Raw genomic sequence first — 22481 nt, 5'->3', positions numbered from 1 at the left:
GATACCCGTACGGTATCGGCACGACCGGATCGGTCTTGGACGAGCGCGGCACGCCGGCGGTGGACTTTGGGCATGACCGATCAATCAACCACCGGCGTTCTCTTGCCGGACCCCGAAGTGCGGACCGCGGACGCTCAGGAGATCGCCCCCGACCTGCTGGTCATCCCCGACCAACGGGTCCAGCTGGTGCCCAACATCGGCATCATCGGCGGCAGTCGGGCCGTACTCGTCGTGGAGACGGGCATGGGCACCGCCAACGCCGAACAGGTCCTCGCCCTCGCCTCCGAGGTGGCCAAGGGCCGCCGGCTCTACCTGACCACGACCCACTTCCACCCCGAACACGCCTTCGGCGCCCATGTCTTCGCCGGTGAGGCCACCTACCTGGTCAACCGCGCACAGGCCGACGACCTCACCACCAAGGGGCCGGGCTACCTGGAGATGTTCCGGGGCTTCGGCGGACCGGTCGCCGACCGTCTCGAAGGCGTACGGCCGCCCACCCCCGACGTGGTCTACGACGACGGCCACGACCTGGACCTCGGCGGCCGGACCGTACGGCTGCGGTCCACCGGCCGGGGGCACACGCGGGGCGACCAGGTGGTCGAAGTGCCGGACGCGGGGGTGCTGTTCACCGGGGACCTGGCCGAGACCGGGCAGTTCGCCATCTTCCCGTGGTTCCCGCCGTACGACACGGACGTCTCCGGCGTGGGCTGGCTGACGGTGCTGGACCGGCTCGCCGCGGGCGCGCCCCGGGTCGTGGTCCCCGGCCACGGCGAGCTCGGCGGTCCCCGGGTGCTCACCGACGTACGGGACTACCTGCGCGAGCTGCGTGACGAGACCTGGCGGCGGCGGGACTCCGCGATGGGCGAGGAAGAGATCGTCGCCGAGGTCCGGGCGCTGCTGATCGAGCGGCATCCGGAGTGGGCCGGCCGGGAGTGGATCGAGCGGGGTGTCGGCTGCCTGTGTGCCGAACACACCGTGAACTCCGGGCACGGAGCAGGGCATCATGGCCGGGCAGCACCGTAGATCACGGCGTGGGCCACGACTTCGGTGTAGTAGGCCACGACTTCGGTCATGAATCGACAGGAGCCCCCCGATCATGGTCCCCCGAGTTCTCCCCGTCCCGCGTGCCCGCCGCCGAGCGGGTGGGGCCGCCGTGCTGTGCGCCGCGCTCGTCATGGCCGTGGGCGGATGCACGGCTTCCGGCGGCGAGGGCGGCGAGAACGGCGAGGGCGGCACCGCGTCGGGGCGCGCCACCGCCCCCTCGACGCCGGGTGGCTCGGGGAAGGTCGTACTGCCCGAGCCGGGGGCCGCCTTCGACTACCAGATCGGTGGCGCCTACCCGCCGCCGGCCGGGGTGCGCGTGGTGTCCCGGGACCGTGCCGCGAAGCCCGCGGCGGGCCTGTACAACATCTGCTACGTCAATGCCTTCCAGGCCCAGCCGGACAGTGAGCGCTGGTGGGAGGCGCACCACCCGGACCTGCTGCTCCGGGACGACGAGGGCGCGCTCGTCGTCGACCGGGACTGGGACGAGGCCCTGCTGGACATCTCGACGGCCGCCAAGCGCGCGCGGCTCGCCGAGGTGGTGGGGGAGTGGATCGACGGCTGCGCGGCGGCCGGATTCCAGGCGATCGAGGCCGACAACCTCGATTCGAACGAGCGGTCCGACGGCCTGCTGGCCCCCGAGGACAACGTCGCCTTCGCCGAGCTGATCGCCGACCGGGCCCACACCGCCGGTCTGGCGATCGGCCAGAAGAACGCCGCCGGTCTGGCCCGCCAGGGCCGGGACGTCGGCTTCGACTTCGCGGTCGCCGAGGAGTGCGGCCAGTACGACGAGTGCGGCGCCTACGCGGGCGCCTACGACGACCGGGTCCTCGTCATCGAGTACCGCTCGGACGGCCTCGCCGCGGCGTGCGCCGAGTGGGGCGACAGGCTGTCGGTGGTCGAACGGGACCTGGACGTCGTACCGGCGGGGGACAGCGGGTACCGCCGCCGTACCTGCTGACCCGGGCGGCCCGACTCCCGGCGAAGACGCGTCAGTCGAGGACCGCGACGGCCTCGATCTCGACGAGGTGCTCGGGTACGTCCAGCGCCGCGACGCCCAGCAGCGTGGCGGGCGGTGCGGCGGTGGTCCCCAGCTTGGTGGCGGCCCGGGTCAGGCCCTCCATGAGCAGGGGCATCTTGTCCGGGGTCCAGTCGACGACGTGGACGTTGAGCTTCGCGACGTCCTCGAAGGAGGCGCCGGCGGCGGCCAGGGCGGTGCCGACATTGAGGTAGCACTGCTCGACCTGGGTGGCGAGGTCGCCCGCCCCGATCGTGGTGCCTTCCGCGTCCCAGGCGACCTGCCCGGCGACGAAGACCAGCTTCGACCCGCTCGCGATCGACACCTGCCGGTAGGCATCGATCTCCACCAGTCCGGTCGGGTTCATCAGGGTGATGGCCATGCGGTGGTCCGCCTCTCTCGACGAGCTCTGGTCCGTGCGGCTCCAGCGCTCTCTTGTGGATACCCAGGAACCGTAGGAGAGTGAGCCCTGACATGGAAGAACGCACTTTTCAGTGACTGGGGAACCTCATGGGAACCAAGCAGTCCAGCGGCCTGCTGGACGAGGCGGACGTGACGCGGGCGGACTCCCTGGCCCGGGAGATCTTCTCGGACATCGCCAACAAGTGGGCCCTGCTGATCATCGAGGCCCTGGGGGAGCGCACCCTGCGTTTCAGTGAGCTGCGCGGCGATGTGGAGGGCATCAGCCACAAGATGCTCACCCAGAACCTGCGCATGCTGGAGCGCAACGGCCTGATCGAGCGCACGGTGTATCCCACGGTGCCCCCGCGCGTCGAGTACACCCTCACCGAGCCCGGCCAGGCCCTGCGGGTGACCATCGACGGCATGTGCGACTGGACCCACCGGTACCTCGGCGCCATCGAGGAGTCGCGCCACCGCTTCGAGGCGGGGAAGCCGTAGCTCCGCCGCCGGTTCACGAACCGTTTGTGTACGGCCGTACGCATCGGTGTGTACGCTCGTACACATGGGATACCTGCTGCTCGCCGGAGCCATAGCGGCCGAGGTCGGCGCCACGACCGCCATGAAGTACAGCGACGGATTCAGCAGGCTGCTGCCGTCGCTGCTGACCGCCCTGGGCTACCTCGTCTCCTTCGCGCTGCTCGCCCAGACACTGAAGACCGTCTCCGTGGGCACGGCCTACGCGATCTGGGCCGGGGTGGGCACCGCCGCCATCGCCACCATCGGGATCGCGTTCCTGGGGGAGGGGATGACGGTCACCAAGGCGGCCGGCATCGCGTTGATCATCGTCGGCGTGGTCGTGCTGAACCTGGGCGGCGCCCACTGATGGCCCGGCGCTACGACCCTGAGCGGCGGCAGCGGATCATCGACGCCGCGATCCGGGTCGTGGGGGAGAAGGGCATCGCGGGGCTGAGCCATCGCACCGTCGCCGCCGAGGCGGACGTACCGCTCGGCTCCACGACGTACCACTTCAAGACCCTCGACGATCTGCTGGTCGCCGCGCTGCGCCAGGCGAACGAGGGCTTCGCCAAGGTCATCGCCTCGCGCGGTGGCCTGGAGGACCCGGACACCGACCTCGCGGCCGAACTGGCCGGATGGATGGGCGAGTGGCTCGCGGGCGACCGCACGGGCGTGGAACTGGAGTACGAGCTGTACCTGGCCGCCCTGCGCCGCCCCGCCCTGCGCCCCGTCGCCGCCGAATGGGCCCACGACCTCGCCGACCGCCTGTCCGACCGTACGGACCCGGTCACCGCACGGGCGCTGGTGGCGCTGATGGACGGGATCTGTCTCCAGGTGCTGCTCACGGAAACGCCGTACGACGAGGGGTACGCACGCGATGTGCTGCGCCGCGTGATCCCCTGAAGTGCCCTGCGGGACGAGGTCCCTGATCGGCCGTGAACTCTTTGCCGTCCCGCGGGGAACAGGGGGTGACACGCCCGGTACGAACGACAGGGGGATGCCTTGTGAGCGGACCACCGCCGACGACGGCAAGTGTGGCGGACGATGCCGAGGTCGTGGCCGGATCGCTGGAACAGCCCGAGCTGTTCGCCCGGCTCTACGACCGCTACGCGTCCGACATCCACCGCTACGCGGCACGGCGACTGGGGGAGACGGCCGCCGACGACATCACGGCCGACACCTTCCTGACCGCCTTCCGCATCCGCGCCCGCTACGACCGCGGCCGCCCGAGCGCCCGGCCGTGGCTCTACGGCATCGCGGCCAACCTCATCGGCAAGCACCGCCGTGCCGAGGTACGGGCGCTGCGGGCGCTGGCCCGCACGGGGCACGACCCGGTGGCCGCCTCCTGGGTGGAGGACACCGACAGCCGTGTCTCCACGCAGGGTCCGCTCGCCGACGCCCTCGCCTCCCTCTCGGCGGGCGACCGGCATGTGCTGCTCCTCGTGGCCTGGGCCGACCTCACCTACCAGGAGGTCGCCGAGGCACTGGACCTCCCGGTGGGGACGGTCCGCTCCCGGCTCAACAGAGCCCGGCGCAAGGTACGCACGGCGCTGGGCGCCGATCCGGCATTCGTGAGCGACGCGGCGGAGGTGGCGTGACCGTGGACGAGATGACCCAGGTGCGGGAACTGCGCGCCGACGCCCCCGTGGCCGACCGGGCGCGGCTGGCGCCGGGGCGTGACCGGCTGGTCGAGGCGGCCCTGACGGCGAGGCGGAGCCGGGTGACATGGGGACGACGGAGCCCGCTGATGGTCGCCGCGGTCTTCGTCGCCGTGACGGTGGTCGTCGTCACCGCGACACTGCTGGTCAACGGGCATCGGGCGGGACGCGTGAGCACGCCCGCCACGGCGCCGGGACTGGATCTGAAGGGGATGAGCGTGCCGGAGCTGCTGGAGTTCGCGGCACGGACGGTGGAAGGTCAGCCGCCGGTCGCCGAACCGCGCGCCGACCAGTGGATCTACGCCAAGGAGACCCAGGAGGGCGACGGCGACGCGGACTTCGAGCTGGAGAAGTGGCTCCGCTACGACGGTGCGAAGCTCGTCTCCTACCCCAGGCCCGGGGCGGACGACCCGGGCGAACTCGAGACGACCGAGCTGAACCTCGAAGGGCTCGGCGACGAGTACGACGACCGCTCGCCCCGCCAGCTGTACCGCTTCCTGGCGACCCTGCCGGCCGACGGCGAGGGCACGCTCAAGGCGCTGCGCGAGGAGAACGCCCTGGTCGATGACAAGAGCCTGACCCAGGCGGGCAACGACTACACCGAGATCCTGGTCCTGCTCGACGCCTACGTACAACCGCACGCGGGCCTCGCGGGCCTGTACCGCGCGCTGGCCACCCTGCCGGGCGGCGAGCTCGTCGACCACCTGGTGGAGGACGAGGCCGGCCACCGGGCCGTTGCCCTCAGGTTCCCCGTGCCGGGCCGCGAGCGGGAGAAGCACGCCGACGAATGGCTGCTCGACCCCGTGACCTTCGAGGTCGTCGGCCAGCGCAGGATCGAGGACGGCGAAGTCGTCGGCGGCAACGCGTACGTGGCGAAGGCGGTGGTGGACGAGGCGGGCCGGCGTCCCTGACACCTGACGCCGGCTGGGCCGGCCCGCGCCGTGAGGGGGAGCGCGGGTCGGTCGGCGCGGGTTGGTCGGGGGCCGGGTGCCGTGGTCCGGGCGTAGCCGACGGGACCTGGGCGCCCGTGGGCGCACCTGCCCGGCGGCTCGCACCCTGAGACGCCGCCTGGCCGAGTTCCGCCCCGGGGAGCGCGGGTCGGCGGGCGCCGGTTGGTCGGGGGTCGGGTGCCGGGTCCGGGCGTAGCCGACGGGACCTGGGCGCCCGTGGGCGCACCTGCCCGGCGGCTCGCACCCTGAGACGCCGCCTGGCCGAGTTCGCCCCGACCCGCCCCGGCCGGTTAGGTTGCCCTTATGACCGACACGACTGCTCCTCGCACCACCGGCGCCGTGGCCGCCGGCCTCGCCACGATCGCCGCTGACGGCACCGTTCTCGACACCTGGTTCCCCGCGCCCGAGCTCGTCGCCGAGCCCGGCCCGTCCGGCAGCGAGCGGCTGTCCGCCGAGAAGGCCGTCGAGCTGCTCGGCGAAGGCGCCGCCAAGGCGATCGGTCCGGACGCCCGCCGTGGCGTCGAGGTCGTAGCGGTCCGTACGGTCATCGCCTCCATCGACGACAAGCCGATCGACGCGCACGACGTCTACCTGCGCCTGCACCTGCTCTCTCACCGCCTGGTCAAGCCGCACGGCCTGAGCCTGGACGGCCAGTTCGGCTTCCTCGCCAACGTCGCCTGGACGTCGCTCGGCCCGGTCGCCGTCGACGACATCGAGAAGGTGCGCCTGAACGCCCGCGCCGAGGGCCTGCACCTCCAGGTCACCTCGATCGACAAGTTCCCGCGCATGACGGACTACGTGGCCCCCAAGGGCGTCCGCATCGCCGACGCCGACCGGGTCCGCCTCGGCGCCCACCTCGCCGAGGGCACCACGGTCATGCACGAGGGCTTCGTCAACTTCAACGCCGGCACGCTCGGCACCTCCATGGTCGAGGGCCGCATCTCCGCGGGCGTCGTCGTCGGCGACGGCTCCGACATCGGCGGCGGCGCGTCCACGATGGGCACGCTGTCCGGCGGCGGCAACGTGATCATCAGCATCGGCGAGCGCTGCCTGATCGGCGCCGAGGCGGGCGTCGGCATCGCCCTCGGCGACGAGTGCGTGGTCGAGGCGGGCCTGTACGTCACGGCGGGCACCCGCATCACGATGCCCGACGGCCAGATCGTCAAGGCCCGCGAGCTCTCCGGCGCGTCCAACATCCTCTTCCGCCGCAACTCGGTCACGGGCGCGGTGGAGGCCCGGCCGAACAACGCGGTGTGGGGTGGGCTGAACGAGGTTCTGCACAGCCACAACTGATCATCGGCGGCCGTGACCTGCGGCTGCCTTATCGATCAACGTCCTGACCTGCTGCTGAGCTGTCGGTAGCTGTCGGCGTTGGTCAGCGTTGAGCGCCCTCCCACGGCCCTAGGACGGCCCGGGAGGGCGCTCGTGCATGATCACCGCATCAGGAGTTCGATCCGCGTCCGCACCGGCTGCTGCCGACGGCTGGCGCGACGGCCGGACAGAGACGCTGGTGTACGCCTCCGTCCGGCGTCGTTGATGTCAGCTGTAGATGTCGGAAGCCTCCAGCCTGGGCCCCCTACAGACCGCGCAGCGCCTCGTACAGATCGGCGTAGGCTGCCCAACAGTCGATGCTGCCGTCGTCGTAGAGGCTGCCCATGTACCAGTCGTCATCATGAATAGGCTTCACGAGGCACAGGCTGTGGAATCGGAGAACGATCTCCGGGTGCAGGACCTCGTCAGGGGCTGCGGGGCGGGCTACCCACTTCACCGCCCGGTTTAGATCCAGGGCGACAGCCTCTTTGTCTCCGGATGCGTCACGGATCTGCTGGAGAGACCATCCAGGGGGGAGCTGTGCGTCTGCCATCCATGGATGGTCTCACCCGCCAGATGTGAAGCACCGCTTTAGGAGCGAGGTGAGGTGAGTGACGCTCTGACCTGCGAACTGTCCACATGGGCGGACCGAGGGTCGCCCACCCGCCGGCCACCGTCGTTCCCCGTGGCTCCCCGCTGGATCGGGCACGGCAGTGGCACGGGGAACTCCTAATCCGTAGCTCTATGTGGATCGGTCGCGAACGGTCGCACCGGCTACGCTGCGGCCCTCAAGGGACGCTACCGGATGGATCGATTGCTGGGGTTGCTGTACTTCGCTGCTGTACAGCAGGATCGAGTGATGTCCCGATCAGTATGCGCACACACCGCCGATCCCTGCCCTCGGTGCTTCGTCGAGGCGGTCCGTCCGGGCAGGCTGATGACTGTTGCGGGGCACGATGTGGTCGGCTACGTCTGCGATCACTGTGCGCACACGTGGTCTCGGCCGGTCGAGGATGACCTGGAGGTCTATGACGCCGTGAGGGTTGACCTCCCCGACGCCACGCTCTACGGCACCGCCTGGCAGGTGGAGGCCGATCGCGTCCAGGTACGCGGTACGGACGGTGACTGGCTGCTGTGGGTCGAACGCTGGAGAGTCATCATCTACTGAAGACTCTCCGCAGGGCTGAGCCGAAGACCTGTGAGGCCAGGGAAGGATCTTTCTCCCTGGACTCATCCTTATCAGGTCGATCACGGTAGGTCGCCGAGGTCGCATAACCCTTGTTGTGCCTCGACCGACGGTACGCAGAGGTTCAGCGGCGTTCGCTCGCGTTCGTGCCTGTTGGTGTCAGACGTAGGTGTCAGATGACCGAGTGGGGCTTGACAAGCTCGCGGTGCGAAACGCAGCCGAGCTCCGCGCGAAGGACACCCCTTCGCTAGCAACGGGAAGCCGCCACTTCCCAATACATGCCTAGTCATCCCGTTACGCCGAAGGGCACTTGCTGTTAGTCGGGTGCGTCAGACTGGTCCACGCGGCCAACGGGTCGGAGCAGCACGCCGCCACTTCCGCCGATTCCTCAACTCCGCCACATATGAACTCGTGCGGGCCGGGGTGAAGGCCAGCCTGAGGGGGGTTGCCGCATTCGCGCTCTACTGGTGGAACCACCACAACTGATCAGCACGCGCGTCAGCCCTTCCATGGCCCGAGGACGGCCGGGGAGGGCGCTCATGCGTGTGGCCGGCCCGCGGGCCACGCCCACGTACGGGTTACTCCTCGTGACCTCGCCCCGGTCCAGGCAGATGAACGGGTGGACGCAGTTTCCGATCACACGCCGAACCGACGAGATGAGGGCTGAGGGCCGATGACGGGTCGAGTGAAGAGGAACCAGCGGGGGCGGGTCGTACTGCGCCTCGTGGCCGGAGTGCTGGGGGTGGGGGCCGTGTGCTGGTTGCCGGCGGGGAGTGCGTACGCCGACGAGACCAATACGGGCTCGCACAACGGGCCGCGCATCGGGCTCGTCAACGTGGGGCAGGTGGACGACCCGATGGAGGACGTGCTGGAGCACTTCCTGCTCTTCGGCGACGGGTACAAGTGGGGCTGAGCCACCGCCGGGCGCACAGGACGGGGCCGGTGACCGCAGGGCATCCTGCGGCATCGGCCCCGGCCGCGTTTCCTGCGGGATTCTCGCGCCGGTGATCAGGCGGCGGCGGTGACCGACTCGTACGCCGCCAGCAGCGCGTCGACCGCGGCGCGGTCAGCGGGCCGCAGCGGCGGGCGGACCGGGCCCGCGGGCAGCCCGAGTTCGTTGAGTACGGCCTTGGTGGTGACCGCGCCCGGGAGGCCGGCGGCCATCATCAACTCGATGAGTGACGTGGCGAGTTGCTGGAGGTGGGCAGCGCCCGCCGTGTCTCCCGCGTCGAACGCGTCCAGTACCGCAAGCAGGTGACGGGGGATCACATTAGAGACCGTGCTGACGTACCCGGTCCCGCCCACCGCGTACAGCGCCAGATTGTGCTCGTCGCAGCCCGCGTAGTACGCCAACTCCGTGCGGGCCAGCACCTTCTGGGCGCCGAGGAAGTCGTAGGAGCAGTCCTTCACCGCGACGATCCGGGGGTGCTCGGCGAGCCGCAGCACCGTCTCCGGCTCGATGCGGGTGCCGGTGCGGCCCGGGATGTCGTAGAGCATGAGAGGCAGACCGGCCGCGTCGGCGACCTCGCGGAAGTGCGCCTCGACGGCGTCCTGCGGGGGCCTGCTGTAGTACGGCGTGACCACCAACAGACCGTCGGCGCCCGCCTTTTCGGCCGCCAGGGCCAGCTCGACGGTGTGCCGGGTGTCGGAGGTACCCACGCCCGCGACGATCGAGGCGCGGTCGCCGACCGCCTCCCGCACCGCCCGGATCAGGTCCGCCTTCTCGGCGTCCGTGGTGGTCGGCGACTCGCCCGTCGTCCCGGAGAGCACCAGACCGTCACAGCCCTCGGTCACCAGTCGGTCGGCGAGCCGCCGCGCGCCCGCGAGATCCAGGGCTCCCGTCTCGGTGAAAGGCGTGATCATGGCACACAGGGCGCGGCCGAAGGGAGCTGCGGAGGGACGGGAGGAGGGACGGGCGGAGGGACGGGAGGAGGCGGCTGGCGTCATGGGAGTAGTGTCGGCAAGGAAATCCCGTAGCTCCACTTAATTCTTCTACTACGTATTGATAAGCGATGCTGCGGAGTGGGGGAGCGGGTGGGTGTCTTTGCGGCCTCGTAGGCCCTATGTCCAAGTGGGGCGCCATGGGTCACCATGGCCGGGACGGTCAACGACCCCTGCTTGTGGGAGGCGTCATGAAGCTCGGTAAAGCACTCGCCACCGGAATGGCGGAGGAGCGCCCGCGGGAGCGCGACGAGACACTCGAACTCGCCGAGGGGATGGGGGAGATCGGGGGACTCGGGGAGATCGGGGAGATTACCGAGGCCGGCTACGGTGCCGCTGTCGCGCCCGAAGAGGTCCCGTCCGCCCGATGAGACTGCGGCTTCCCGAGGAACGCCCGACGGAGCCGCCGACCGGATTCAAGATCGCCCACCCGATGCTGTCCCAGGACGGCACCCGGGCCGGGTTCACCGGTGTGTCGCTGGGCGGCCCGCTGCCGTACGGAGTCCTGGCCGACGCGTCCTGCGTGTACGGCCTGCGGCACCGCGCGCCGAGCCGCCGCTGCGACTGCGGCTTCCACTGTGTGCACGACCGTACGACGGCCGAGGCGCTGCTGTGCACGGCCGAGCACCGGTCGGCCGTACTGCTCGAAGTCACCGTGCTGGGCCGCTACATCCGCTTCGAGCGCGGCTTCCGCTGCGCACGTCAGCGGGTACGCACAGCCACCGTCGGCCCCTGCGCCTGCGGCACCGTCGCCGCCGTCCTGACCGACGCCGGCTGGGGCCGCCCCGGCTGGCGGGCCCTCACCGCGTCCTGCGTGGGCTGTCTGCGCGGCCGTACGGCCGTCTCGCTCGCCGGGTTCGCGCGGCTGGCCGGGGAGGGGCTGCGGGTCGTCGCCGGGAAGGGGATCCTCGTGGCCGGGGTCGCCGACGAGCTCGGCGTTCCCGAACTCACTGCGGAGGCGGCGCTGTTGCAGGCCCGCCTCGACTGGTTCCAGGCCCAGCTGGCCCGGTTGGGCGAGCGCGGACCCGGCGCCGCCGGACAGGGATAGCGGGGCCCGCCCCGGGTACTCGGGGTGCTCCGAACCCGAGAGAAGGCGGAACACCGTGACCGGGACCACGGCCCACGAGCCGGCGCACGACGAGCATCACTCGGTGGGTGAACTCGTAGCGCAGGCCGGCGAACAGCTCTCCCGACTCGTACGACAGGAAGTCGCCCTCGCCAAGGAGGAACTGGCGGAGAAGGGCCGACGGGCCGGGCGCGGCGGCGGTCTGCTGGGCGCGGCGGGTGCCTTCGCGTACGCCGGGCTGCTGTTCCTGGCCGCGACCGCCACCGCCGCGCTCTCGCTGACGCTGTCCCTGTGGGCCTCGGCGCTCATCGTGACAGGGGTGCTGTTCGCCGTCGCGGGCGTGCTGGCGGCGACCGGCCGCGCCCAACTGCGCCGGGCCGCACCTCCCACGCCCGAGGAGGCTCTCGACAGTGTCAGGACGGACGTCGACGAGATCAAAGGAAGGGTGCACCGATGACGGACAGGGCAGCCGGTGACATACGCGGCGCTGCCGCGAGGGCGACCGGCGGGGCCAAGGGGCCTGCCGAGCTACGTGACCAGATCGAGCGGACACGCGGCGAACTGGGCGACACCGTGGCCGAGTTGATGAGCAAGGCCGATGTGAAGGGCCGCGCCATGGCCCGCGCCGCCGACCTGCGGGACAAGGCGGGCGCGATGACCGTGCAACTGCGCAGCAGCGCCGCGCAGGCCGGACACGTCGTGCAGGACCGGGCGACGCGCGCCGGACACGTCGTGCAGGACCGGGCGACGCGAGCGGGGCACGTGGTTCAGGACCGGGCGAGCCAGGCCGGTCACACCGTCCAGGACACGGCGACGCAGGCGGGCCACACGGTGGAGGACCGCGTACCGCGCCGAGTCCGCACCCTCGTACAGACCGGGCTGCGGCATCCGCGTCCGGTGCTGGTGGTCGGTGCGGCGGTGGGCGCGCTGGTCGCGGCCGGGCTGGTGCGGCGGCGACACGAGGGGCGCGGCTGAAGCGGCGGTGACACGAGGGGCGCGGCTGAAGCGGCGGCGCGGCTGAAGCGGCGGCGAGGTCGCCGGTATGGCGAAGCGGCGCGGGACCGATGTGCATGACCGGGCATCGGTCCCGCGCCGCTCACTTGACCTCAAGTCCGCTTGAGGCCGAAGGGTGGTGGGTGCACGCACTCGACCACCGAGCCCTGGAGGCCCCGTGTCCCGCCGCACCGACGCCCATCCCGACCTCACCCACCCCGAGACCGGCGCCCCCTTCTTCAGTACCTGGCGCGTGGGCACCCCCGAGCGGCAGCGGCAGACCGTCGAGGCGATCGGCGCCACCTGGGAACGCCGTCCATGGCCCTCCGGTGACCTGCTCGGCTACTACGTCTACGCGGGCCACGACGGCTCCACCCTCCTCCACTACTCACAGTGGCGCAGTGAGCAGGCCTACGAGTCCTTCGTGAAGGCCCACCGCCAGGAGCGCGTCGACGAGATCGACACCGCCGTTCCGGGCATCGAACGGCTCGGCCTCGGCCGGTACCGCCCCTACCGCAGCGCGCGCCGGCCGGACGACACCCGCGTCCCCGGCTGCATCGTGATCGTCGACATCGAGTTCGAGGGCCACGACCCCGACCGGCAGCGCGCCTGGGTGGACGCCGTACTCGAAGCACTGGCGGCCGAACCCGACCCCCACCCGGGCGGCATCTCGGGCCACTTCCACCTGAGCACCGACGGCACCAGGGTCCTCAACTACGCCGAGTGGGAGACCGCCCAGGCCCACATCGACGCGCTCACCGCCCCGGGCGACGGCATCGGCTCGGCGACGGAGTCGTGGCGTCGCGTGCAGACCTGGCCGGGACTCAAGAGCAGCACGGTCAACCGGTAGAGTACGCCCTCGGGCTGATTCCCGGTGAGCCCGGTCGCCGGTAGGGCACAGAGCCTTCTCCTGCGCCGAGCACACCGACCACGAGGAACACACCGGCCACACCCACACCGAACACACCGAACACTCGAACTTCCTGGACAAAAAAAGTTTTCGGTGAGACGGTGGTTCCATGTTGGACGTCACCGTGATCGAGGACCCCGAGGCCGCAGCCGTCTCCCTGGACCCCACAAGGGCCCGGCTGCTCGCCGAGCTGGCGGTCGGCCCCGCGTCGGCCGCCATGCTGGCCGGCAAGGTCGGGCTGCCCAGGCAGAAGGTGAACTACCACCTCAAGGCGCTGGAGCGGCACGGCCTGGTCGAGCTGGCCGGAGAGCGTCGTAAGGGCAACGTCACCGAGCGGCTGATGCGGGCGACCGCCGCGTCGTACGTGATCTCCCCCCTCGCGCTCGCCTCCGTGCAGCCGGACCCGGACCGCTTCCGCGACCAGCTCTCGGCGCGCTGGCTGCTCGCCCTCGGCGCCCGCCTCGTGCGGGACGTCGGTTCGCTGATCACCGGCGCGACCAAGGCGCGCAAACGGCTGGCGACCTTCGCGCTGGACGGCGAGGTCCGCTTCGCCTCCGCCGCCGAACGAGCAGCGTTCATCGAGGAGTTGACGGCCGGCGTGAGCGCGCTGATCCGCAAGTACGACGCGCCCGGCGCCGACGGCGGCCGGGATCACCGGATCGTCGTCGCCGTCCATCCCACGGTGAAGCCCACGGCCGAGGCGGCGGCCGAGTCCTTGCCCGAGGTCACGGCGGAACCCGCCGTCGAGGCACGGCCCCGTCCCGAGCCCACCCCCGAACCGAACCAGTAGCACCGCACCCAGGAGTCCAGGAGCCCACCATGTCCAAGGAATTCGAGATCGCCCGCGAGTTCGAGGTCGATGCCACACCCGAGGAGGTGTGGGAGGCCGTGACCGCCGGCACCGGCGGCTGGCTGTGGCCGATGGAGGCGCCCGAGCCCCGGGAGGGCGGCCAGGGCCCCTTCGGGTCGACCGTGACCGCGTGGGACCCGCCGCATCACTACACCAACCGCGTCGAGGACGTGGAGGGCATCTCCGAGCAGACCCTCAACCAGCTCGACTACACCATCGAGCCCCGCGACGAGGGCCGTCGCGCCTGGGTGCGGTACGTGCACAGCGGGATCTTCGTCGACGACTGGGACAACCAGTACGACGGCGCCAGCCGGCACACCGACTTCTACCTGCACACCCTGCGCCAGTACCTCACCCGCTTCCGGGGCCGCCCGGTCACCGGCTTCGCCACCTTCGACGGGCCCGAGGCCTCCAAGGCGTCCGACGCGCTGGTCACCGTGGGCCGCGCGCTCGGTCTGGCCGACGACACCGCCGAGGGCGCGCGGGTGCAGGTGCGCGGCCCCGGGAGCAAGGTCCTCGACGCCGTGGTCGACTTCCGCAGCCCCTACTTCCTCGGGCTGCGCACGGACGACGCGCTCATCCGCTTCTTCGGCCGCAATCACTGGGGCTACATGGTCGGCATGTCCGTGCACGACTTCGCGCCGGACGCGGACGCCGAGGCGGACGAGGAGATGTGGAAGGGCTGGCTGAAGGGTGTGTTCAGCCAGCCCTGAGACCACCGGAGGTTACGGGCGGAAGCGCAGCACCTGCGGGTCGTGGTCGGAGATCTGGTCGTTGAACTCCGAGTTGATGTGCACGCTGTCGTACTCGAAGTCGCAGGAGCGCCGGATCGACGGGCTGACCAGGATCTGGTCCAGCGTCTGGGCGTTGCCCTGATAGACGTAGGAGTAACGCTCGCTCCGCGGCAGCGACTTGATCGCCGACCACAGCTCGCCACGGCCTTCGAGGATGTCCACGGTGTCGGAGAACTCGAAGTCGTTGATGTCGCCGAGGGCGATGACGTCCGCGTTCTTCTGCGTGTCGAGGATGTCCTTGACGAAGGAGTGGATCGCCGTGGCCTGCGCGTGGCGCTGGGTCTCCGAGCTACGGGTCGGCGGCTGGTACTGCGCGGTCAGACCCTGGTCGCCACCCTTGGAGTTGAGGTGGTTGGCGATCACGAAGACGGTCTCGCCGCGGAAGACGAACTCGCCGACCAGCGGCTTGCGGCTGTTGGTGAAGGCCGCGTTCGCCGGGTCGATCCGGCCCGGGGAGACCGTCAGGGCGGCCTTGCCGCGCACCTTCGTCACCCCGGCGGCGGTGGTGGCGTCGCCGCCCGCACGGTCGGTGAAGGAGACCCGCTCCGGGTTGAACAGGAAGACCTGGCGGATGTTGCCGCCGGGCTCGCCGCCGTCGGCGTTGTTGACCGGGTCGACGGAGCGCCAGTCGTACTTGGGGCCGCCCGCCGCGACGATCGCGTCGGTCAGCTTGGCCAGCGTCTGATCGGCGGCGACCGTGCCGTCGTTGGTCGCGCTGTTGTTGTCCTGGATCTCCTCCAGGGACACGATGTCGGGCGACTGGAGGTTGTTCACGATCGCGGAGGCGTGCTCCTCGAACGTGGCGTCGGACGGGTCGAGGTTCTCCACGTTGTACGTGGCGACCGCGAGCTCGCGGCGCGACTGCCGGTGCGTGGTCTCCTTCTCCAGACCGGCGCTCTTCAGGGTGCCGAGCTGGTTGGCGACCAGGGTGTAGCCGCCGAACTGGTTGTAGTCCAAGGGCCCGGCCGTGGCGCCCTTGAGGACGTCACCGACGTTCGCGGCCGGGAAGTCGGCGACCTTGCCCAGGGACTGGATCTGGAGCCGACCGGTGTTCTGGGAGTCGTAGGAGCCGTAGACCGTGCCGCCGCGGCGGTTGCGGTGCTCCCACGGCTTCACCGTGACCCAGAGCTCGGTGTACGGGTCGGTGGCGCCGACCACACGGGTGTCGGCGACCTGGACGTTCTCGCCCTCCAGGGACTCGTAGTAGTCCAGGGCGTACTTCTCGGGCCGCAGCGTCAGGCCGTTGACCGAGCCGCTCGCGGCGGTGTCGCCCTCCGGGCTGTAGGCGGCCGGCACCGAACGGGCGTCGATGACCTTGGCGGCCGGGACGGCGTTGCCGCTGGACACCACGGTGATCACCGGCTTGGTGATCTCGGTCAGCGACTGGTTGCCGGAGGAGGCACCGCCCGGGACGTACTCGGAGACCGTGCCCGAGACCAGGACCGAGTCGCCGACGGCGACCTTCGGGATGGAGCTGGTGAAGACGAAGACGCCCTCGCTGGTGGCCGGGTCGGCGTCGGGGCTCGGGTCCTGGATCCAGAAGCCTCTGGACGAACCGTAGGTGCGTACGCCGGTGACGATCCCGGCCACGTCCGCGACCTGCTTGCCGGCGTACGGGGATATTCGGGTGCTGCCCTGGACGTCATGGATGCGCACGGAGTCGGCGTGCGCGGGCGCCGTGAGAACGACGGTGGACGCCGCGGAACAGACGGCGGCGACGGTGAGCGCGGCGAGACGCGCGGACTTCTTGCTCGGCAACGGGATCCCTCCGGGGACATACGTGGGTGCCGGGACGAGAGCGAACGTGAGTGGTGCGTGGAACGTGAGGTCACGGCCGGTGGGGCGGCAACGCGCGTAGAAAGTCCAGTGAACAAATGTCCGCCAAGTTTCTACGCGCGTAATCTCGTGCCTGGTCAGGCCAGTTGTCAAGGTTTCGGCCATGTACGCCCCCTGACGGGGAGATGAACCGGGCGGCATGGGTGGAAATCCGTCTAGGCTGACGGCTGAGCCGTGAAGTGTGCGGCCAGGGCCGTGTCGTGTACGGCCATGCAGAGCGCCCTAGGAGAACCATCCGATGTCAGACAGCTCCCCCCTGCCACCGGTACGGCTGCACCCCGAAGCGGAGCTGGCGCGGGACGCGCTGGCCACGCCCCTGCTCTCCCGTGCCGCGCGGCTGGCCCGCTGGGCCGGGCCCGACACCCGGGTCGACGCCGGCGGAGAGCTCGTCGACGAGCAGTTGCCCGCGGCCGCGGAACTGCTCGGGCTCAGCGGGGACGACGCCGCCGCCTACGCCGGTGAGGCCTGGCGGGTGGCCGTGGACACCGGGCTGGTCGAGGTCGTCGACGAGGAGGCGGGCACCGTGACGGCCGGCGCGGACCTCGCGCTGCTGACCGGCGGCTCGCCGCACGACGTGCTCGCGGTGTGGCTGGGCGCGCTGGAGACGGTGCTCGCCGACGCGAGCGTGCCCGACCTCGACGACCTGGTCGAGGCCATGGGCGAGGGCGGCGAGGTCGACCTCTCCGAGCTGGACTGGGACCCGGAGGCCGAGGCGGAGTTCCTCGACGGCGTGCTCGGCAACCTGTATCTGCTGACGGTCAGTGAGGACGGCCCCGGCGAGGGACCTGTGCCGCTGCCGGCCCTCGCCGCTTCGATGATCGTGCCCAGCGACATGGGCGAGCCCACGAACGACGTGCTGGAGCAGGTCTCCGACGCGATGATGCGGCTGGACGACCAGTTCCGGGTGCTGGAGCCGGTCGGCCTGGTGGAGTACCAGCCGGTCGACGAGGCGTTGATGGCGGACGCCGAGAGTGCCGTGGAGGAACAGGCGGCGAGCGACGACGACACCGACGTGTCGCGCTACGGCATGGTGCGGCTCACCCCGCTCGGACGGTACGGGATGCGGGCGCGGCTGCTGGAGGCCGGGTTCGAGGCGCCCGCCGTCGGAGAGCTCAGCGACAAGGGCGCCGACGCGCTCCTCGACGGCACCGCCGCCTTCCCGCAGGCCGCCGCGCGGACGGAGACCGAGCAGTGGCTGACCCGACGCGAACCCCTCCCCGCCGCACGGGAGTTGCTCGCGGCGGCACGGGGCGCGGACGCCGGGGCGCCGCTGCGCCGGCTGCGCTGCCAGCAGGCACTGTCCCTGCTGGGCGCCGAGGCCGAGCCGGCCCTGCGGGAGGTTCTCGACGATCCGGAGCTCGGCGGGCTGGCCCGGGTATGGCTGTCCGAGGCGGGGTTCGGTGACGTTCCCGCGCCGTCCCAGGACCTGGTGTTCTGGCTGACCGTCGACACGGTCGCCGCGCAGCTGGCCGCCGAGGGGAACTCGGACGAGCTGCGGGCGCTGGTCGAGGGACTCGCCGCGCAGCACAGCGGGTTCTTCGCGGCGGCGTGGCGGGTGGACCATCCGGCCACGGCGGATGTGCTGGAGGCGATGGGGCGGCTGCATCCGGACAAGAAGGTCGCGAAGGAAGCACGCAAGGCGGCGTTCAAGGCGCGGTCGCAGCACGGGGGTTGACGCCGGGTGGCGGCCCCTGAGAGGTAGGACCGGTCGCGCCCTCGCGGGCGCGGCCGCATACGGCCACAGTCCCGCGCCCCTTGGGACGTTGTTCAACCGGCGTTAACGCGTGAGCGGGAATGTGGCGCCGATCGAAGTCCGCCACCCTCCACGGCACTCACTGTCACAGGGAGACACCATGTCGCTCACCCGCAGGGACTTCGCCAGAACATCCGCGGTCACCGGCGTCGCGCTGGCCGGCAGCGCCGGCGTCCTCGCCACCGCCCCGAACGCGCTCGCGTCCACCGAGTCCGAGGCCGAAGCCGATGCCGCGAGCGAGCGGTCCGCGGACGCCCACCACTGCGGCGGCGTCGGGTACGGACCGCTGATCGCGGACCCCGAGGGTCTCCTCGCGCTGCCCGCGGGCTTCAAGTACCGCGTCATCACCTACAGCGGCAGGACCAAGCTGGAGTCGGGCGAGTTCACCCCCTCCAACCACGACGGCACCGCCGCCTTCGACGGCCCGCGCGGCACCACCCTGCTGGTCAACAACCACGAGCTCGGCGGACCCCGCGCCCAGTGGCCCCACCCCGTGCCGCTGACCGAGGGCCTCGTCTACGACCCGGCGGCGTCCGGCGGCTGCACCGTCGTCGAGGTGCGCCCCGACGGCCGTGTCGCCGAATGGGTCGGCATCGCGGGCACCGCCACCAACTGCGCCGGCGGCAGCACCCCCTGGGACACCTGGCTCACCTGCGAGGAGACCGAGGACAAGGCCGGCGCCAACGGCATGACCAAGGACCACGGCTACGTCTTCGAGGTCGACCCCGCCGACCGCCGGGCCAACAAGGACCCCAAGCCCATCAAGGCGTTCGGCCGCTACGCCCACGAGGCCGTCGTCATCGACCCCAAGCGCGGCCACGCCTACCTCACCGAGGACGCCTCCAACCCCAACGGACTGCTCTTCCGCTGGACCCCGCCCGAGCACTTCCGGCACGGCCGCGGCAAGCTGCGCACCCTCGCCGACGACGCGGGCAGGCTCCAGGCGTTCCAGTGCTTCGACTCCGGCGGCAAGTTCGTCGACGACCTCTCCCGTGCCACGAAGATCGGCACCGTGTACGGCGTCGACTGGGTCGACGTGCCCGACCGGGACGCGAAGACGACGGCCGTGCGCAAGCAGTTCACCACCGGCCAGGTCACCCGCGCCCGCAAGCTCGAAGGCATGTGGTGGGGTGACGGCGGCGTGTACATCGTCTCCTCCTACGCCCGCGCGGAGAGCCCTGGGCAGCCGCACGACGGCTCGGTCTGGTTCTACGACCCCAAGCGCCGCACCCTGACCCTGAAGGTCCTGCTCGGCGTCAACCCCGACCCGTCCAAGGACGGCGCCTTCGACGGCCCCGACAACATCACCGTCTCCCCGTACGGCGGCCTGGTCATCGCCGAGGACGGCGAGGGGGTCCAGCACCTGTTCGGCGCCACCGACAGCGGCCGTACCTACCCGATCGCCCGCAACGAGCTGAACATCGGCACCGAGGAGGAGCCCGAGTACAGCGAGTTCACCGGCGTCACCTTCTCCTGCGACGGCCGGACCCTCTACGCCAACATCCAGACCCCCGGCATCATGCTCGCCATCACGGGGCCCTGGAAGCGGCAGCGGCGGTAATCCACCGACGGGTGCGTTTAATTCGTTCGCCCGGCCGGAGCTGTGCCTCCTACAGTGAGATCACAACGTCACGCACCTCCCGGTGCGATGGCAGCGGCTACTTCTTTGCAAGAGAATCCCACGCCGCCGCCGACTTGATCTCGGGAGGCGCAGCTCATGGTGGGTGCCCGGTGCGCAGGCAACGGTTACTTCATTGGATCTGAGGGTTGCGGGTTCGAATCCCGTCATCGACTTCGGGTCGGTGTAGCTCAATTGGGTAGAGCATCGGGCTAAAGTCCGTCGCCGACTTCTGATCTCGGGCATCCATCTTTTGCTGTGCCTTCCTCCGGAACACGATTGAATTCGGGGGGAATTCACCATGGCGCGATTCAACACGCGCGCCGCGAAGGCGCGACCGACCTCGCGGGTCACCTCGACGGGGCGGGTACTGCGTACGTACGAGGGCGGCCGCGGCCGTGAGCGCGACGCGCGCTCCGAGCTCTTCCTGCTGGCGGTCTCCCACTTCGTCACTCAGCAGGCCTTCTACGAGACCGGCGCCGACCGCGACGACCGGTTCGCACGGCTCGTGCGCGAACTGGCCGTCACCGACCCCGAGTGGACGGCCGGCCTGCTCGGCTGGCTGCGCGGCGAGGGCAACCTGCGCACCGCCTCGATCGTGGGCGCCGCCGAGTACGTCAAGGCACGTCTGGACGCCCGGGCCACCGACGGCCCGTCGAACCGTCAGGTCATCGCCTCCGTCCTCCAGCGGCCCGACGAGCCCGGCGAACTGCTCGCGTACTGGACGGCGCTGTACGGCCGTAACGTCCCCAAGCCCGTCAAGCGCGGCATCGCCGACGCCGTACGGCGTCTCTACAGCGGCAAGTCGCTGCTGAAGTACGACACCGCGTCCAGGGGCTACCGCTTCGGCGACATCCTCAACCTGGTGCACGCGGCCCCGGACGCCGACAAGCCGTGGCAGGGCGAGCTGTTCCGGTACGCCCTCGACCGCCGGCACAACCCGGACACCGCGCTGCCGCCCGCCTCGGACCGCACCCTGGTCGCGCACCGCGAGCTGATGGCGCTGCCCGTCGAGGAGCGGCGTGCGGTGGTCGTGTCGGACGGTGGGGCCGAGCGGCTCGCGGCGGCCGGGATGACCTGGGAGGCGCTGGCGGGCTGGCTTCAGGGGCCGATGGACAAGGAGGCCTGGGAGGCCGTGATTCCGTCGATGGGTGCCATGGCGCTCGTACGGAACCTGCGGAACTTCGACGAGGCCGGCGTCCGCGACGAGGTGGCGGTCCAGGTCGCCGCACGGATCAGCGACCCGGCGCAGGTCGCACGGTCGCGGCAGTTCCCCTTCCGGTATCTCGCCGCCTACCGGCACGCGCCGTCGCTGCGCTGGGCGTACCCGCTGGAGCAGGCGCTCGGCCACTCGCTGGCCAACGTGCCCGCGCTGCCCGGCCGCACGCTGGTGCTCGTCGACCGCTCGGGCTCGATGTTCTGGTCGCGGCTGTCGGACCGCTCGGAGCTCAACCGGGCCGACGCGGCGGCGATCTTCGGCACGGCGCTCGCGCTGCGGGCGGCGGACGCGGATCTCGTCGAGTTCGGTACCGCCAGCAACGCGATCCCGTTCCACGAGGGCGAGTCGGTGCTGAAGGTGCTGGACCGGTTCGGGGACCTCGGCGGCACCGACACCACCGAGGCCGTGCGCCGGCACTACCGGAAGCACGACCGGGTGCTGATCGTCACCGACGAGCAGTACGCGCCCAGCCGGCACGGCGACCCGACCGAGCAGGTCCCGGCCCATGTGCCGGTCTACACCTGGAACCTCGCCGGGTACCTGGCGGGCCACGGTCCGTCGGGGTCGGGCAACCGGCACACCTTCGGTGGCCTTTCCGACGCGGCTTTCCGGATGGTTCCGCTGCTGGAGGCCGCCCGGGACGCCGACTGGCCCTGGGTGGCCTGAAGGGAGAGCGGCCCGCACCACGTGGGGAGTGCGGGCCGCTCTCTTGTCGCCCAGCACGCTGACATCTAACATTTCAGTTCATGGAGGCGATCCGACCCGTGGCCCGGACCCTGCTCAGGGACCAGGCCTACACGGCGATCCGGGACGCCATCGTGGCCGGGGAGATTGAGCCCGGCGCGGTGGTGCGGGACGCCGAGTTCGCCGAGCGGCTGGGGCTGTCCCGGGCGCCGGTGCGCGAGGCGTTCTCGCGGCTCGTGGACGACGGGCTGCTGGAGAGCAAGCCGCAGAGCTACACCCGGGTGACGCCGGTCGTGGCCGCCGACGTACGGGACGCGGCAGCCGTCGTCGGCTCCCTGCACGAACTGGTGACGCGGGTCGCCGTGCCCCGGCTGACGGCAGGGGACCTGGAGGCCATGCGCGCCGCCAACGGCCGCTTCGCCGGTGCCGTCGCGGCCGGCGAGGTGGACCTCGCCCTGCGGGCCGACGACGAACTGCACGACGTCCTGGTCCGGGTGAGCGGCAACCGCGCGGCCGCCGCCACCGTCGCCCGCTACACCCCGCTCATCCGCCGCCTGGAGCGCAGGCGCTTCGGCGAGGGCGGGAGCTGCCGTTCGGCCGGACTGCACGAGCGGTTGATCGAGGCGTGCGCCGCCGGTGACGTGGCCGCGGCGGTCCGCGTCACGGCGGAGATCTGGCGCACCCTCGCCGACCTGGCCGACTCCTGGTGACGCCCTTGCCTTCTGGAGGCGCCTG

Annotated in this window: 23 protein-coding genes and 1 pseudogene; 21 read left to right on the top strand and 3 right to left on the bottom strand. The window is 71.1% G+C overall.

Annotation, left to right across the window (positions count from 1 at the left end; translation table 11 throughout):
- The first annotated feature begins 72 nt into the window (after positions 1–72).
- Positions 73–1023 carry an MBL fold metallo-hydrolase gene (locus tag ACIQWG_RS06825; RefSeq protein WP_404091271.1) on the top strand — a complete coding sequence of 317 codons (951 nt, stop codon included), beginning with the start codon at positions 73–75 and terminating at the stop codon, positions 1021–1023.
- Positions 1024–1096: 73 nt separating this feature from the next.
- Positions 1097–2002, top strand: coding sequence for an endo alpha-1,4 polygalactosaminidase (locus ACIQWG_RS06820; RefSeq protein ID WP_404091268.1), 906 nt, complete (start codon positions 1097–1099; stop codon positions 2000–2002).
- A gap of 31 nt (positions 2003–2033) precedes the next feature.
- On the opposite strand, the gene ACIQWG_RS06815 is transcribed toward ACIQWG_RS06820, so the two are convergent.
- Positions 2034–2441 carry a RidA family protein gene (locus tag ACIQWG_RS06815; protein WP_404091266.1) on the bottom strand — a complete coding sequence of 136 codons (408 nt, stop codon included), beginning with the start codon at positions 2439–2441 and terminating at the stop codon, positions 2034–2036.
- 128 nt (positions 2442–2569) lie between these two features.
- Here ACIQWG_RS06815 and ACIQWG_RS06810 point away from each other — a divergent pair, with 128 nt between their 5' ends.
- The 8 genes from ACIQWG_RS06810 (at position 2570) to ACIQWG_RS06775 (ending at position 8995) form a co-directional block, all read left to right on the top strand.
- Positions 2570–2959, top strand: coding sequence for a winged helix-turn-helix transcriptional regulator (locus tag ACIQWG_RS06810; RefSeq protein ID WP_404091263.1), 390 nt, complete (start codon positions 2570–2572; stop codon positions 2957–2959).
- 64 nt (positions 2960–3023) lie between these two features.
- On the top strand, positions 3024–3344 hold the full coding sequence (locus ACIQWG_RS06805) for a DMT family transporter (RefSeq protein WP_404091260.1): 321 nt from the start codon (positions 3024–3026) through the stop codon (positions 3342–3344).
- The gene (locus ACIQWG_RS06800; RefSeq protein WP_404091258.1) at positions 3344–3880 is read left to right on the top strand and encodes a TetR/AcrR family transcriptional regulator; all 537 of its coding nucleotides are present in this window, start codon (positions 3344–3346) and stop codon (positions 3878–3880) included. Before ACIQWG_RS06805 ends, ACIQWG_RS06800 begins: the two co-directional genes overlap by 1 nt.
- A 101-nt stretch (positions 3881–3981) precedes the next feature.
- Positions 3982–4575: an RNA polymerase sigma factor gene (locus ACIQWG_RS06795; RefSeq protein ID WP_404091255.1), complete on the top strand. Its 594-nt coding sequence runs from the start codon at positions 3982–3984 to the stop codon at positions 4573–4575.
- Positions 4572–5546, top strand: a complete 975-nt coding sequence (locus ACIQWG_RS06790; protein WP_404091253.1) for a CU044_5270 family protein — start codon at positions 4572–4574, stop codon at positions 5544–5546. Before ACIQWG_RS06795 ends, ACIQWG_RS06790 begins: the two co-directional genes overlap by 4 nt.
- Before the next feature lie 342 nt (positions 5547–5888).
- Positions 5889–6878, top strand: coding sequence for a 2,3,4,5-tetrahydropyridine-2,6-dicarboxylate N-succinyltransferase (gene dapD / locus ACIQWG_RS06785; protein WP_404091251.1), 990 nt, complete (start codon positions 5889–5891; stop codon positions 6876–6878).
- A 1054-nt stretch (positions 6879–7932) separates the two neighbouring features.
- Positions 7933–8064 (top strand): hypothetical protein, encoded by a 132-nt coding sequence (locus ACIQWG_RS06780; RefSeq protein WP_404091248.1) that lies wholly within the window; start codon positions 7933–7935, stop codon positions 8062–8064.
- Between the two features lie 691 nt (positions 8065–8755).
- The gene (locus ACIQWG_RS06775; RefSeq protein WP_404091245.1) at positions 8756–8995 is read left to right on the top strand and encodes a hypothetical protein; all 240 of its coding nucleotides are present in this window, start codon (positions 8756–8758) and stop codon (positions 8993–8995) included.
- A 95-nt stretch (positions 8996–9090) separates the two neighbouring features.
- On the opposite strand, the gene dapA is transcribed toward ACIQWG_RS06775, so the two are convergent.
- A complete protein-coding gene (gene dapA, locus ACIQWG_RS06770; protein ID WP_404091241.1) occupies positions 9091–10029 on the bottom strand; it encodes a 4-hydroxy-tetrahydrodipicolinate synthase in 939 nt (312 codons plus the stop codon).
- Between the two features lie 185 nt (positions 10030–10214).
- Here dapA and ACIQWG_RS06765 point away from each other — a divergent pair, with 185 nt between their 5' ends.
- The 7 genes and pseudogenes from ACIQWG_RS06765 to ACIQWG_RS06735 all read left to right on the top strand — a co-directional run bounded on the left by ACIQWG_RS06765 (position 10215) and on the right by ACIQWG_RS06735 (position 14555).
- Positions 10215–10394, top strand: coding sequence for a hypothetical protein (locus ACIQWG_RS06765; RefSeq protein WP_404091238.1), 180 nt, complete (start codon positions 10215–10217; stop codon positions 10392–10394).
- On the top strand, positions 10391–11071 hold the full coding sequence (locus tag ACIQWG_RS06760; RefSeq protein WP_404091235.1) for a hypothetical protein: 681 nt from the start codon (positions 10391–10393) through the stop codon (positions 11069–11071). The genes ACIQWG_RS06765 and ACIQWG_RS06760 overlap by 4 nt, the downstream gene beginning before the upstream one ends.
- 55 nt (positions 11072–11126) lie before the next feature.
- Entirely contained in the window at positions 11127–11546 is a 420-nt protein-coding gene (locus ACIQWG_RS06755; RefSeq protein WP_404091232.1) for a phage holin family protein, read from the top strand.
- Positions 11543–12064, top strand: a complete 522-nt coding sequence (locus ACIQWG_RS06750; RefSeq protein ID WP_404091229.1) for a DUF3618 domain-containing protein — start codon at positions 11543–11545, stop codon at positions 12062–12064. Before ACIQWG_RS06755 ends, ACIQWG_RS06750 begins: the two co-directional genes overlap by 4 nt.
- 196 nt (positions 12065–12260) lie before the next feature.
- A pseudogene (locus ACIQWG_RS06745) lies at positions 12261–12976 on the top strand (antibiotic biosynthesis monooxygenase).
- 125 nt (positions 12977–13101) lie between these two features.
- Positions 13102–13782, top strand: a complete 681-nt coding sequence (locus tag ACIQWG_RS06740) for an ArsR/SmtB family transcription factor (RefSeq protein WP_404091226.1) — start codon at positions 13102–13104, stop codon at positions 13780–13782.
- Positions 13783–13811: 29 nt separating this feature from the next.
- On the top strand, positions 13812–14555 hold the full coding sequence (locus ACIQWG_RS06735; protein ID WP_404091223.1) for an SRPBCC domain-containing protein: 744 nt from the start codon (positions 13812–13814) through the stop codon (positions 14553–14555).
- Positions 14556–14567: 12 nt separating this feature from the next.
- Here the strand turns inward: ACIQWG_RS06735 and ACIQWG_RS06730 are convergent, their stop codons facing one another.
- Entirely contained in the window at positions 14568–16394 is a 1827-nt protein-coding gene (locus ACIQWG_RS06730) for an endonuclease/exonuclease/phosphatase family protein (protein ID WP_404091221.1), read from the bottom strand.
- A 316-nt stretch (positions 16395–16710) separates the two neighbouring features.
- Between ACIQWG_RS06730 and ACIQWG_RS06725 the strand changes: the two genes are divergently transcribed.
- The 4 genes from ACIQWG_RS06725 to ACIQWG_RS06710 all read left to right on the top strand — a co-directional run bounded on the left by ACIQWG_RS06725 (position 16711) and on the right by ACIQWG_RS06710 (position 22456).
- Entirely contained in the window at positions 16711–18147 is a 1437-nt protein-coding gene (locus ACIQWG_RS06725; protein WP_404091218.1) for a hypothetical protein, read from the top strand.
- A gap of 178 nt (positions 18148–18325) precedes the next feature.
- Complete coding sequence (locus ACIQWG_RS06720) at positions 18326–19786, top strand: alkaline phosphatase PhoX (RefSeq protein WP_404091215.1); 1461 nt, start codon at positions 18326–18328, stop codon at positions 19784–19786.
- A 358-nt stretch (positions 19787–20144) separates the two neighbouring features.
- Positions 20145–21728, top strand: a complete 1584-nt coding sequence (locus tag ACIQWG_RS06715; RefSeq protein WP_404091212.1) for a TROVE domain-containing protein — start codon at positions 20145–20147, stop codon at positions 21726–21728.
- An 80-nt stretch (positions 21729–21808) separates the two neighbouring features.
- Positions 21809–22456, top strand: a complete 648-nt coding sequence (locus ACIQWG_RS06710; RefSeq protein WP_404091209.1) for a GntR family transcriptional regulator — start codon at positions 21809–21811, stop codon at positions 22454–22456.
- Positions 22457–22481: the final 25 nt, after the last annotated feature.

The sequence above is a fragment of the Streptomyces sp. NPDC098781 genome, from assembly GCF_044759995.1.
GTDB lineage: Bacteria > Actinomycetota > Actinomycetes > Streptomycetales > Streptomycetaceae > Streptomyces.
This window is presented reverse-complemented; position numbering and strand designations above follow the sequence as displayed.